Raw genomic sequence first — 13,454 nt, 5'->3', positions numbered from 1 at the left:
GGAGCCAATCCAATATAACCCGCTAAATGTTTAAGCGTGTTGAAACGTCTTATATCACCCAGCTCAGACAAAATCCCTACCGCTACAATCCCTCCAATGCCCGGAACACTTCTTAACAAATAGTAATCTTTCTTGAAATGTTTTCGGCAATAGGCCCTTAATTGACTTGATACATCCCGAAGCTCTTTATCGATAAATCGGAAAGTTCGCATTTTGCTAGCCATGGTTTCCTGTGCGGTGGGGTAATTGAATTCTTGGCTATCCACCCAATGACGAAAAGCATGGCTCCAGTGATCATTATCAAATTCTGCAGGAACTTTAATTCCGAAATATAGCAAGTGCATCTTAATCCTACTTTTTATTCGACGAAAGTCTTTGACTAACTCATTGCGACGGCGAAACAGACTACGTAATTCTTCTCGTTCTATATCTGGAACAGTGATACCATCCAGACGGCCATCTTTAAGCTCTCGGCTAATGAGTTGCGCATCAATACGGTCTGTTTTAGTGTAGCGCTCCTTTCCTTTACGATGGATATCAGCAGGGTTCACAACTAGAGATTTCCAACCATAGCTCTCAAAACTACGATGGGCAGAATACCCACAGCAACCAGCCTCATAAGCAGTAGTTACTTGGTGATCAGAAAAATGTTTCTGAACGTACTCATATAACTTCTCAGGATCTGGAGGCATTGTAAAAGATTTACCGCCAAAGAGATCGGTGCTGCAATGTATTTTCCAGCTTCTCTTGTGAATATCAATTCCTATGAATAACTTTGGTAATGCAGTAACTCGGGTTTCCATATCTTTAGTTTTTATCGTGATTATTAAAGATACTCGATTACTGCTTTTTCATGGATGCTAACAGCAAATAGCGGGTAATTAGGTGAAAATTACTATTTTAGAGAATAAGTAAAAAACAACAATGCCGACAAGAAAGCGTCCCTACTCCACGTTACTTGCGTTAAACAAGACTGTTGTGTTCATATTAATAAAACGAAATCGATGAATAAAGTACTGATCGCATTATTGACAATTATCTCTTTCAATTGTCAAGGACAAGAAATCGAAAAATTCAACCTCGGATTTGAAAATCAAAAAGAGGAAAAATCACTCTCCGATGGATGGCTCAAATGGGGTAACTATGAACTAACAATAACTGATACGTCTCATTCGGGAAAAAAATCAGGAAAAATCACATCAGACCAAGAAGGTAGTTCTTTTGGAAGTATCGCTTATAAAATCCCAGCAAACTATGAAGGAAAAGAAATAAAACTTGAGGGTTTTATGAAAATGAAAAATGTTGAAAATGGATTTGCGGGTTTGCTGTTGCGAGTTGACGGAAATGGAGGTTCTTTGGCATTTGACAACATGCAAAATCAAAATGTGACAGGAACAAGAGATTGGCAGAAATATACAATAACTCTCGACTATCCAGAGGGAGCTGAAAATATATTTATTGCAGGAATACTTACAGGAAAAGGAGAAGCTTGGTTTGACGATTTTACTTTATCAATTGACGGTAAAAATGTTCAAACGTTAAAAGAAGTAGAAAAAGAGTTGTCAAAAGCACAGCTTGACAAGGAATTTGATAATGGGTCTTTAATTGAGCTATCTAATTTGACCACTGAAAATATAGAAAACCTCGAATTATTAGGCAGAGTTTGGGGATTTCTTAAATATCATCATCCTGAAATTGCGAAAGGGAACTACAATTGGGACTATGAACTTTTTAGGTTTTTACCAAAATACATTGAGGTAGAAAATAATAAAGAAAGAGATAAACTTATCATTGATTGGATTAATTCACTTGGCAAAGTAGAAGAATGTACAAAATGTGAACCAGCAAATAAAAATGCATTCCTGAATCCTGATTTAGAATGGATTAACAATCAAAATGAAGAACTTAAAAACGAGTTATTTCACATATATAATAATCGTTCTCAAGCCAAACACTATTATATTGGAATGACTGCAAATGTTGGAAATCCTAATTTTAAAAACGAAAATCCATATTCAAATATGTCCTTTCCCGATGATGGATTTAGATTATTATCGCTTTATCGCTATTGGAATATGATAAACTACTTTTTTCCTTACAAACACCTAATGGATGAAGATTGGAATAAAAAATTAAAAGAATACATTCCTCTTTTTCTTAAATCAAAAGACGAGTTAGAATACGAATTGACAGCAGTTCAAATAATTGGAGATATAGAGGACACTCACGCAAATCTTTGGGGCGGAGCGGACAAAATTGATGAATGGAAAGGCTCAAACTATCCACCAATAATAGTACGTTTTATAGAAAACAAATTAGTTGTAACAGATTATTACAACGAAGAAATAAAAAACCAAGTTGGACTAAAAATTGGAGATGTCATTACCAAAATAAATGGCAATCTTATTGACAAAATTGTAAAGGAAAAATCCAAATATTATCCAGCTTCAAATGAGCCAACAAGATTAAGAGATATTTCGGCAGACCTTTTACGTACAAATTCAAATAATATTGAAATTGAGTTTGTTTCGAGTAATCCTAACCTCCAAACAAAGACAATTAAACTATACCCAAAAGATAGCCTGGACATTTATAGTTGGTATAGAAGAAATGATACCAAATCTTTTAAAATGTTAGACAATAACATAGGTTATGTAACACTTCAAAACATCAAAGAAGAAGACATTCCCAATATAAAAAGTGAGTTTAAGGATACAAAAGGAATTATTATTGACATTCGCAATTATCCGTCTACTTTTGTTCCTTTTAGTTTAGGCTCATTTTTTGTTTCGTCATCGACACCTTTTGTGAAGTTTACTAACGGGAATGTTAATAATCCAGGTGAATTTACATTCACAAGTAATTTAGAAATACCAAGTCAAGGTAAAACCTATAAAGGAAAGCTGATTGTTTTAGTCAACGAACTATCCCAAAGTCAGGCAGAATATACATCAATGGCATTTAGAGCAGGCGATAATACCACAATTATTGGAAGTACAACAGCAGGAGCAGACGGAAACGTGTCAACAATTGTGTTGCCAGGTGGATTAAGAACAATGATTTCAGGCATTGGAGTAAATTACCCAAATGGAGAAGAAACCCAACGAATTGGAATAGTTCCAGACATAGTGGTTAAGCCAACTATCGATGGTATTAGAAAAGGAAAAGATGAACTGCTGGAAAAAGCGATTGAAGTAATTTTAAAAGAATAAAAACCTGCACAAAACATCATTTAACAGCGAATAGCGAATATTAAAGTTAAAAGTGCTATTCTAAACACCAGGCAAAAAAAACAATGCTGGCAAGAACGTGTCCCTAATCCACGCTACTTGTCTTAATTAAGAGCGTTTGCAAAAATTTAAGTCAGACAAATTTTAAGATTTGATCTTTAAAATATAGAATAATGAAAAACGTGATTTATTCACTTACTTTAATGGTATTTTTTTCGTCGTTTAGTTCTGATGATTCAAACAAAACTGGCTTAGATAATTTGACTCTAGAATGGAAAAGAACCGAATCTTTTGTAAGTGCGGCAGGACCACTATTAGTGATTTGGATTATTTACCTTGTCTATATGATAATTACAAAAAAGGAAAAGGAAAAAATAACAGAATTATTTTTTTTGGGATTATTTTTTCTCGCTATTTGGACCGTTTTTTACCTATTAATATTTTAAAATGCTGTTTATAAAAACTTATTTGCAACCGACTTATTTAGGGCGATTACCAACGCCTGATAGTCCTGCGGACAATCAGGACCCCCAACTCGCATTGTTTTTATAAGAGACTTTGGCGAAAATTTAAATACACTAACAATAAAAAAATCTACAAATGGACAAAATATTGATAATATTAATAGCGATAGCAATTTTTCTAATATTCAATCCCATTTATTATATAAATATGAGGGGTTATGTGGGAAAAGCATTCGGTAAAAAGTGGTTGAAAATTTGGGTAAACAAGGTTTATTTCTGGCAAAGTTCCTTGTTTGTTAGTTCTGCAGGTACGTTTTTAATAATGTTCATTCTAAAAGGGTCAATATTTTGAATTTTTAAACCAACCTGAGTTTACACTTTATTTTTAATTCATCGATATGAACGTTAAAGGACATTTATAATTTGTGTTGTCTCAGTATGATCTGAACAAATTAATAAATAAGATAAAAACTTTTGCCAACAACATATAAAAACAATTCTCAAATCTGTCTTAAATAGAAATACCGTGCTCACATATAATGGTTGATTGTCCTGCGGACAATCAGGCTCACCAACTCGCACTGTTTCAATACGAGACGTTTTCATAATAATGGAATAACTTAAATAACAAACCAAATGAGACATTTTTATTTAACATTCTTTGTAATTTTCACTTTATCATTCTCTTTGCATGCCCAAAGTCAAGATACGCTAATAGACGTTGGAGGTTATAAAATGTATTTTAACATTATGAAAGGAAAAGGAACTCCAATTCTTTTTGAAGCTGGTGCGGGTGATGATAGTTATGTTTGGAACAATATATTAGAAAAGATTCATAATGTTACAGGTACAACACTAATTACTTATGACCGGTCTGGATTTGGACAAAGTGAATTAAATCCAAATTTGATAAACGATATGGATTTTGGAATAGAAAATGGTATTAAAGAATTGGAGACAGGTCTTTCCATGTTGGGTTACAACAATGAAATTATTCTGGTTTCCCATTCATACGGTGGATTATATAATTTGTTATTCGCTCGTAAACATCCTGAAAATGTGCTCTCGGTCATTTTAATAGATGCTACTCTTAGTGATTTCTGGAATGAGGAATTACTGACAATGAGAGATATGAATTTTGATATGAGTACTATAAAAAAGCCTTCAGGCGATTATTATTTGAATTCAAATTTCAATGAAACAATGCGCTATACGAGAAATATGCAGTTCCCAGAAAACACCGCAATTACAAATGTTTTTCCTGAAAACTCCTTTCAAAATTTCCCGGAGATTCTTTCAAACAGGTGGAAAAAACTCCACGAAGAGCTTGGTGAAAATAAGGAGAATGTAAAAAATATTATAGCCAAGGGAAGTGGTCATGCTGTATTTCAAGATAACCCTGCGTTAATCATCAATACCATAATTAAAGCGTACTCAGAAACGGTAGACGAAGATCAACAAAATGCGCTGTTAAATAAGGTTCTAGATAATGCAATAGAATTATCTATTGAAGCTAAGGTAAATAATCGTTCTGAACATGATTTGAATGAATTAGGTTATTCATTTTTGAGAAATGAAGAATTAGATAAGGCTTTAGAAGTTTTTAAATTAACTGCAATTTTATATCCAGATAGTTTTAATGCATATGATAGTTATGGTGAAGCCTTATTGATGGCAAATAAAAAAGAAGAAGCAATTGAAATGTATGAGAAATCAATTGAATTAAATCCAGAAAACGAAAATGGAAAAAAAGTATTACTACAAATGAAACAAGAATAATTATATACAATATCGGATAATTTCAAATAGCGGGTTAATTGAATGTAAAATGCTATTCTAGACACCCGGCAAAAAAAAACAATATTGCTGGCAAGAACGTATCCCTACTCCACGCTACCTGCGTTAAACAAAACCGTTGCCGCGATAAATCTTAAATAATTACTTGAAAAAGAAAAAATGGTTAAAATTTAAAAGGTATATTTTAAATTAGCATTATTGAGAGTAATTTAAAACTGAAAATAATTCTAAACAAAATCAAAATAATAACACAAGATTATGAAATTCAATATTAAAGTTAGAGATGTGAAATTTTTTATATTAGGAATTTTTGCTTTCTTTATTTTTTCTGTTATATATGACTGGAAAGATAATGTAAAATCATTCAGAGAAGGATTTGCAAAAGGCGAACAAGCAAACTTTATAACTAGATAAGTATGAATGGCAGAATAAAATCTGGTTTGGTCATCCTAAATGCACTTCTAATATTAGCCATAATTATAGGTCAATATGAATTATTAGAACCAAAAACGGTCATTGATATATTTATAATCCCAGCATTTATAATTTCAATTTCACTATTTCTATTCAGTAAAAAATCCGCAAAAGAAAAAGGTTAAAGAATAAAATCAGGAAATAGGTACTGCAGGTAACATCGCTTATCGTAAATAACGGGCAATTAAGTGAAAAGAGATATTTTAGACATCAACTAACAAACAACAAAGCGGCAATTACATGTCCCTATTAAACCCACTTAAATTAATTAAGACGTCGTGCAAAATTTATAACAATAGTCGAAATGTCATGAAAAAATCCGTTTTCTGTCTCCTTATTATATTTTCTATAATGGGTTGCTGTAGAGATCAAATTGTCTCTATTTATAAAATTCCCGTAGACCAACAATATTTAATTCCTTTTGAGCAAGATGCTGGTTTGACTTATATAAGCCAACAAAACATTGCTTTCTCTGCGAACGCTAAACAAAAAAAAATACAAATTCTTGAAGAAAGATCTGGTCCAGATAGTTGTAATTTATGGACCTTTGAGGTATTGAAAAGCTCAATTTTCATAAACATATTTGAGTTAAAATTTGAATTCATCCTCTCTAGAGGATTCAACGATGATGAACTTATCTTGTCTATGAAGAGATTATTCAAAAGTGGATCACATCAAGATTATCGAATAGTAAATGCAAATGGTCAAAATCACTTTAGTGAAGATCTATTTACAGAAATTGAAATAAATGGCTTTACTTTCAATAATGTATTGATTTTTAAAACATCCCTCCTGTCCGAAATAAATCAAGTAATTTACTCAGCAGAAAATGGAATTGAATATATAGATTTTGACGATGGTAGATATCTCAAGCTAAATAGATAATAAAAGTTTCACGACCTGATTTTGTGGCACATAGCGGGCGATCTCGTGAAAATCCTAAGTCGGTTACCTGCTATGATTCAATTAAGATTACTATAGTAATAAAAATAACTGCTCATTTATTAAAATTTTCATAGTTTTAAAATTATAAATTAGAGTGTTATGAATAAGAAACGAATTCAACTTCCTTTTATAATTAAAGCTTCATTACTAATTGTGTTTTCAATTCTGTTCCTCGGACAAATTGCTTATTATTTTGGACGATTATTTAATAATTGTCTGTAAAAAAGCTTGACTTAACGATTGAAACATAAAAATATAAATATGCAAAACTTCCAAAAAATATTAAAAGTAATAGGAGTAATTGCGTTTGTAATAATTACCATTTTTATACTAGATTATTTTTTAGAAGTGGCTCTTGGTGCTTGGAATAATCCAATATAAACTTTAATTATATATGACTGAAACAACATTCCATATTGATTCCCATCAAATAAAATTTGAAAACTCAATATTTAGTAAAGAAAAAGTTATTCTCGATGGAGAAGAAAAATCAAGTCGCTATTCATTTATTGGTACAAAACATAAGTTTAAAATTGAAGTGAAGATTTCTCAATAATTACTAAATACAATATGTTTGATAAATCGGTTATACAATTAAAAGTCTTGAAAGAAAATAATCTAATACAAGAAAGATCTATAAAATTAAGTTTTAAAGATCGTTTGCCTTGGATCATTCTAGGAATAATTTCTGGGATAATATCTTATCAATTGCTCAATCTGATAGTAAAAGTAATTTAGAACTTAATTAAGCTGCTAGTATTCAACACTATTTAAATTATCTGTTACGCACAAATAGCGGGCATTATTGTGAAAATCCTAAGTCGGCTACCTGCCTTAATCCAAACCTTTCCAAGCAAGATTCATTATGATTGTATCAAATACAGAGCCTTATCTAACTAAAAGAATTATTGCCACTATAATTGATTATGGACTGTTTTATTTGTTCTGAATGATTTATATCGGGTTTTTTGGCCACGATACTGGAGATGGTGGACAAGAGGTAAATGGAGCAATGACCTTACCTATTATTCTAGTATGGTTTATATATTTTGTGCTATCTGAAATTATTTTTTCTGCAACATTGGGACATCAACTTTTTGAACTAGAAGTTAGACAGACAGATGGAAGTAAAATTTATTTTACTCAGGCTATAAAGAGAAGATTTTTAGATCCCATAGATATTTTTATTTGGGGAATTCCAGCAATTATTGCAATTAAAAATACTGACAAGAATCAAAGACTTGGCGATTTATGGGCTGAAACAGTTATAATGAAAATTGTAGATAAGAAAACTAACGTTAAAGTAAATTAAAATTCAAACGAAACAGGTAGCATCTGATAAATGTATACGTCCGACATTTGGTAAAAAAGTAAAATTTCATAGATCTACATCCTTGAAAATCTAGACCGATCTAATCAATAATTATTATAAAGATCACTCTCTTCGTTAATAAGTGTTTATAACTAGTAGACTAAAGAGTTAGGAGCTTTAGAAAAATAGAATTATGTTTGAAACACGGAAATTCCAGTTGCCCTACCCATTTAGAGTTTCTCTCTTGTTATTAAGAAATATTTTGTCTTGAGATTCTGGGGTTTTAGTATTTAAAAATAATGATATATGCATGTGCAAAATTTAAAATAAGATTTGAAATACTTAAAATTACCCCTTCTGACTTTGCTTTTTATTTCAACTTTAAATAGTTGTAATCAGAAAGAAGAATTAAAAAATTCCAATGAAAAATCAGTTTCAAAATTCACTGAGAAACAACAAGATTCTTTAAAAGAAATTTATCTTAAAAACGGGGCTTGGCAAACCGATGTTTATTCTCAGGAATGGCAAAATGAAATAGATAAAGGACTGGAAGTAGATTCTACATTAGCTTATTTCTGGCAACAGAAAGCTATGCCACTTTTCAAGCAAAGCAAATACGAGATAGGAATGACTTTTATTGATAAAGCAGTAAAATACAATCCTGAAAGATGGCAAAACTACCGAGCCTTTATTAAGTGTATATTTTCTAAGCAATATAAAGATGCTATTAATGATTTTCAAGATTATCAGGAGACCTATGGTTATGGCTTTGTAATGGATCACTCTTACGATTTTTACATTGCATTGAGCTATTTGCAACTCAGTGAATTCGAGGAAGCAGAAAAATTATTTGAGAAAGATTACCAAAGAACCCTTGATAAAAAAGGTGAAGACTGGCTACATCATTTAGACCTATTTTACTATGGAATTAGCAAGTATGAACTAAAAAAATATGATGAAGCCTTAGTATTATTTGATCAAGCATTAGCGCGATATCCCCAATTTTCAGATGTTCAATATTACAAGGCCAAAATCCTTTATAAATTAGGAAAACCAGAGGAAGCCGATAGCGTGTATAAAAGCGCAAAGGAATATGCACGGAAAGGCTTCTCGATTAATGAAGACAATGTAGTTTATGAAAGATATCCCTATCAAATTAGGTGGAATTAGACTTTTTATAGCTAGTTCTACTCAAAAGTAATTTTGAAGATTTAAAAATTCACAACATTGCATACAAGTTTGCATGCTTGCACATAACAGTTAATATAATCAAGACCAATAGCAACCAGTATCATCCAGTATCAACCAGAAATTATGAAAAGAGAATTGATTTTCTTACTTGGGATTTTAATTTTAGCCTGTAATCAAAATAAAAAAGAGGATTTAAGAACTGAGTCTAAATCTGATACTTTAATAAAGAATCCTGAAAATTTTGACTGGCTATTAGGTAAATGGAAGCGACTAAACGAAGATGAAGGGAAAGATACTTTTGAATACTGGGAAAAAACAAATAAGACTGAATACTCCGGGATAGGCTTTACCATGCAAAATGGAGACAATTTTAAGCAAGAAAATATTCGACTTACAAAAGGAGCAAAATTTTGGGATCTAGTCGTTAAAACTCCCTATGAAGAATCAATTATATTTAGAGGAACCAGTTATACAAAAACTGAATTTATTTGTGAAAATAATGAAATCGAATTTCCAAACAGAATAAAATATTGGATAGATGGCAATCAATTAAATGCTACAGTTTCTGGAGGAGAAATGAAAATATCATTTGAATTTGAAAAACTGAACAAATAAAAGCCCTAGGTAATCATTAGTATATTTTTTTAACCAAATAATGATAAACCAAAGCCTAATCCTGATAAATAGGATCACTCCCCTACACCGCCCCTATTGGGATTTACACGACACCAATAATTTTAAATTTAATTTAAATCTACAAATTACATATTTATGAAAACAATATCAATATTAGTTATTCTAGCGCTATTTGCAATTACAACAAATGCGCAAGAGGAAAAATCTTATAAAACAGAAAAAGTCTGGAGAGTTAATTTTCTAAATCCTGCCTTAGAATTGGAACTCCCAACAGGAAATTATTCAACATTTTCAGCCGCTTTTGGAATTGGATATGGAGGAGGATATCCCGATTTAACTTCAGGAGCAAATGGGATTATTTATATTATTGCGCCATTTGTAGATTTACAACAAAAATGGTTTTATAATATTGATAAGCGGGTTAGAAAGGGAAAAACTGTAGATAACAATTCAGGAAATTTCATTTCTGCGAGAATAATAAGTCGGGGTCCGTCTATTGCAGATAACGTTTTTAGAACATCGGACTATGATTGGGCTGTAGGACCAACTTGGGGAATACAAAGAAAATACGGGAAAAATTTTCATTTACTATTTGATATTGGACCTCAATATTATATAGGTGTAGAAGGTAGAGGGAATATATTTCCGGTTATGTTTCAGCTTAATTTAGGATTTGATTTATAAACTGAGATTAGTAAGGCTGAATAAACTTAATTGTTTAAATCTCTAAATTGCAGGACAAAATTCTAATAAAGAATTCGACTACACATATTATTCTAAGCACTATTATATGTAATTACTCGAGGGAGTTGGGTTAAGGAAAAGCAAGGCTAAGATTATCTATAATTCGATATTCATCAAAGAGTTTTATAAGTAAAAGTGTAACACTTCAAAAAAAGTACTGTCTTTATAAAAAGTATAATCATTAAAATTTCAGCAAATGTTTAAAGATCAAAAGATTATTCCATTAAAAAAGATAGTAAAAATAACAAGTTTAGCAGTTCTGGCATTCCTGTTTTGCTCAAATTATTCCATTGCTCAATCTAAAGTTATTGATGTCGAAGCTTTTGACAAGGTTATTATAAGCCCAAATATTGAAGTCATTTTCGTAGAAGGAAACAAAGAATCTGTGAGTATTGAATTTATTACAGTACCAATGGATAAGCTGAATGTCATTGTTAAAAATAACACACTAAATGTATATTTAGATGATGCAAAAATCACAGCAAATAAAAGGAAAGAAAAAAATAAGGGGAACATCAGAAACACCTCCATCTATAACGGCACTGTAGTTAGAGCCATTATCACTTATAAGAAAATTAGTTCATTAGACTTAAGAGGAGAAGAAAAGTTTGTTTTTAAAAGCACTATGAATTCAGACAATTTACGTTTAAACATATATGGGGAATCTCAGGTTTACTTTAATGATGTCTACCTTAAATATCTACAGGTATCTATATATGGGGAAAGTTATCTGGAAATCACAAAAGGAAACATTGAAAAGCAGAAATTTACTGCATATGGAGAAAGTAAAGTTAATACCTCTAACATAGTAAATACGGAAACAAAGTTAACTGCATATGGAGATGGAAGTTTTCAATTGAATGTTTCTAAAAAGCTTAAAATAACATCTTATGGAGAAGCCACAATTATTTACTCTGGCAACCCAGAAATAGATAAAGGGATCGTAATAGGAGAAACGAAGATTACAAGAATCAATTAATAGCTTTCTATTTAATTATTAAAGATATTTATAAAAATCCAGATTGTTGACTACTAGGTTTTAATCTGGTTTTTTACTGAATTACACCATTAAAATCGAGTGTCATTAATCACTATTATTGGTATGTATTCGGCTGAAAAATGATATCTAAAAAACCAAGAAACAAACAAGAACTCTCACCATAAAAAAGGTTTAGGAATGTCTAATCCCTGCTCCAGGACCCTTTAGTCAACCCAAACCGTTAAACCGTTGGGCATTATATGCAGCCAGCAATAACAATTTTTATTCTTCATTAAAAGAAAGCTGTATAAAGTGTGATTTATTTAGAATTAATAAGCTTATAATCATAATTTTAGAATTTAATTTGAATTAACACCTTAATTCAGAGAAATATATAATTTAAAAAATCTCTCCCCAAGATTTTTAAATCAATTTCAGAATTAGAGGACTATTACAAAAAAAATAACAACTCTTTAAGTGACTGACATTACTACTGCCAGAATAGGTTAAATGCTAAAATGGGGTGTTTAAATAAAAAGTTATATTTTAGAGTTTAAATTAAAACTAACAAAGCCTACAATTCAGGAATTTATCGCAACACCTCCCTACTCCACGTTAGTTGCCTTTTCCAAGACAGGAATGCCAAAGTTGATTAGAGAATTCATGATTTAATCTTAAAAAAGTATGCAAAAAACTATATTTCTTATTTTAACGTGTGTTCTCATTTTTAGCTGTAATAATGATGACTTACCAGAAAAAGAGATCACTCAAAACTGTGAAGACCCTAAATTCCCTTGTCCAATAATAATTGGAGAAGAAAAAACAGGTTGTGTTGCTAACATTATATTCTTAGCGGAAGGCTTTACAGAGGAAGAAATACCAGAATTTCAAAATTTAAGTAATATTGCAAAACAAGCAATTCTTGATATGGAACCTTTTGCCTCCTCAAGCAATAGCTTAAACTTTTATAGAGTAGACTCGCCATCCTTAACCTCAGGTATTAGAACAATAGAATTTACCAGCGATTGTAATGGAACAACTGGCACTAATACTACCTCACAAACTCCTTGGAGTGTGTTTAGCAACAAAATTGGACTTGAACGTTTGTTAGGCCTGGAATCTTCAAAAAGAGACACTCTTGAAACCTTATATGGACGCTACTCAACAGGAGATTATGCGTATACCATAATTATAGTAAATTCTTCAGGATATTTTGCAAGTGCTGAATTTCCTGGTATAACAGAATATAATACAATTTCAGATCCCAAGGTTTCTAATATGATCGTTTCAAAAAATGACAGTGATGAAATATTCAAATTTTTGATAAGACATGAATTCGGTCATTCTTTTGGAAATATGGATGATGAGTATGAAAATTCCGAATCTAATTGTGCAATGAAATTACAACCTTGGTTTCTACCAACAATACCAAAATTAAACGTTCTAACACATAATCCAGATAAATGGTTTGAAGGATCAAGGTATTCTCAAACAGGTTATTGGAGAGAATGGAACAATTCTATAATGAGAAATGACTTTTATTCAACTGAATTTTCTCCGACACAAAAAAGTATCGTTGAACAAAGGTTAGTTGATGCAATAGGATGTAATTAATTAAAAAAAATAGATCTGAATAATTGTTTTATAGTTGAAACAATAACATCGGAAATTTTAATTGAGAT

At 31.2% G+C, this 13,454-nt stretch carries 12 protein-coding genes; 11 read left to right on the top strand and 1 reads right to left on the bottom strand.

What is annotated here, in order from left to right; translation table 11 throughout:
• On the bottom strand, positions 1–803 hold an 803-nt coding region (locus tag I130_RS08640), incomplete at its 3' end, for an IS110 family transposase (protein WP_034921680.1).
• A 201-nt stretch (positions 804–1,004) separates the two neighbouring features.
• Between I130_RS08640 and I130_RS08635 the strand changes: the two genes are divergently transcribed.
• From I130_RS08635 to I130_RS08580, 11 genes are all read left to right on the top strand, one after another.
• The gene (locus I130_RS08635) at positions 1,005–3,212 is read left to right on the top strand and encodes a S41 family peptidase (RefSeq protein ID WP_034921678.1); all 2,208 of its coding nucleotides are present in this window, start codon (positions 1,005–1,007) and stop codon (positions 3,210–3,212) included.
• A gap of 1,118 nt (positions 3,213–4,330) precedes the next feature.
• The gene (locus I130_RS08620; RefSeq protein ID WP_034921672.1) at positions 4,331–5,473 is read left to right on the top strand and encodes an alpha/beta fold hydrolase; all 1,143 of its coding nucleotides are present in this window, start codon (positions 4,331–4,333) and stop codon (positions 5,471–5,473) included.
• Positions 5,474–5,749: 276 nt separating this feature from the next.
• Entirely contained in the window at positions 5,750–5,905 is a 156-nt protein-coding gene (locus tag I130_RS16695; RefSeq protein WP_198012043.1) for a hypothetical protein, read from the top strand.
• Positions 5,906–6,274: 369 nt separating this feature from the next.
• A complete protein-coding gene (locus I130_RS08610) occupies positions 6,275–6,850 on the top strand; it encodes a hypothetical protein (RefSeq protein WP_157480556.1) in 576 nt (191 codons plus the stop codon).
• Between the two features lie 454 nt (positions 6,851–7,304).
• Positions 7,305–7,466, top strand: coding sequence for a hypothetical protein (locus I130_RS16620; protein ID WP_157480554.1), 162 nt, complete (start codon positions 7,305–7,307; stop codon positions 7,464–7,466).
• Between the two features lie 393 nt (positions 7,467–7,859).
• On the top strand, positions 7,860–8,222 hold the full coding sequence (locus tag I130_RS08605) for an RDD family protein (RefSeq protein ID WP_034921665.1): 363 nt from the start codon (positions 7,860–7,862) through the stop codon (positions 8,220–8,222).
• Positions 8,223–8,555: 333 nt separating this feature from the next.
• Positions 8,556–9,392 carry a tetratricopeptide repeat protein gene (locus I130_RS08600; RefSeq protein WP_051119658.1) on the top strand — a complete coding sequence of 279 codons (837 nt, stop codon included), beginning with the start codon at positions 8,556–8,558 and terminating at the stop codon, positions 9,390–9,392.
• A 144-nt stretch (positions 9,393–9,536) separates the two neighbouring features.
• The gene (locus tag I130_RS08595) at positions 9,537–10,028 is read left to right on the top strand and encodes a hypothetical protein (protein WP_051119657.1); all 492 of its coding nucleotides are present in this window, start codon (positions 9,537–9,539) and stop codon (positions 10,026–10,028) included.
• A gap of 156 nt (positions 10,029–10,184) precedes the next feature.
• Positions 10,185–10,733, top strand: a complete 549-nt coding sequence (locus I130_RS08590; RefSeq protein WP_034921660.1) for a hypothetical protein — start codon at positions 10,185–10,187, stop codon at positions 10,731–10,733.
• Positions 10,734–10,989: 256 nt separating this feature from the next.
• Positions 10,990–11,772: a head GIN domain-containing protein gene (locus tag I130_RS08585; protein WP_034921656.1), complete on the top strand. Its 783-nt coding sequence runs from the start codon at positions 10,990–10,992 to the stop codon at positions 11,770–11,772.
• A gap of 684 nt (positions 11,773–12,456) precedes the next feature.
• The gene (locus I130_RS08580; protein ID WP_034921648.1) at positions 12,457–13,386 is read left to right on the top strand and encodes a M64 family metallopeptidase; all 930 of its coding nucleotides are present in this window, start codon (positions 12,457–12,459) and stop codon (positions 13,384–13,386) included.
• Positions 13,387–13,454: the final 68 nt, after the last annotated feature.

Origin of the sequence: Gillisia sp. CAL575, assembly GCF_000403785.1 — a bacterium.
GTDB lineage: Bacteria > Bacteroidota > Bacteroidia > Flavobacteriales > Flavobacteriaceae > Gillisia.
The sequence above is the reverse complement of the archived record's forward strand: the minus strand, read 5'-3'. Positions and strand labels throughout refer to the sequence as shown.

Bases quoted from the DNA above. Each gene is read 5' to 3' on its own strand.
- I130_RS08620 (WP_034921672.1), top strand. From the start codon at position 4,331: ATGAGACATTTTTATTTAACATTCTTTGTAATTTTCACTTTATCATTC.
- I130_RS08635 (WP_034921678.1), top strand. From the start codon at position 1,005: ATGAATAAAGTACTGATCGCATTATTGACAATTATCTCTTTCAATTGT.
- I130_RS08590 (WP_034921660.1), top strand. From the start codon at position 10,185: ATGAAAACAATATCAATATTAGTTATTCTAGCGCTATTTGCAATTACA.
- I130_RS16620 (WP_157480554.1), top strand. From the start codon at position 7,305: ATGACTGAAACAACATTCCATATTGATTCCCATCAAATAAAATTTGAA.
- I130_RS08580 (WP_034921648.1), top strand. From the start codon at position 12,457: ATGCAAAAAACTATATTTCTTATTTTAACGTGTGTTCTCATTTTTAGC.
- I130_RS16695 (WP_198012043.1), top strand. From the start codon at position 5,750: ATGAAATTCAATATTAAAGTTAGAGATGTGAAATTTTTTATATTAGGA.
- I130_RS08610 (WP_157480556.1), top strand. From the start codon at position 6,275: ATGAAAAAATCCGTTTTCTGTCTCCTTATTATATTTTCTATAATGGGT.
- I130_RS08595 (WP_051119657.1), top strand. From the start codon at position 9,537: ATGAAAAGAGAATTGATTTTCTTACTTGGGATTTTAATTTTAGCCTGT.
- I130_RS08605 (WP_034921665.1), top strand. From the start codon at position 7,860: ATGATTTATATCGGGTTTTTTGGCCACGATACTGGAGATGGTGGACAA.
- I130_RS08585 (WP_034921656.1), top strand. From the start codon at position 10,990: ATGTTTAAAGATCAAAAGATTATTCCATTAAAAAAGATAGTAAAAATA.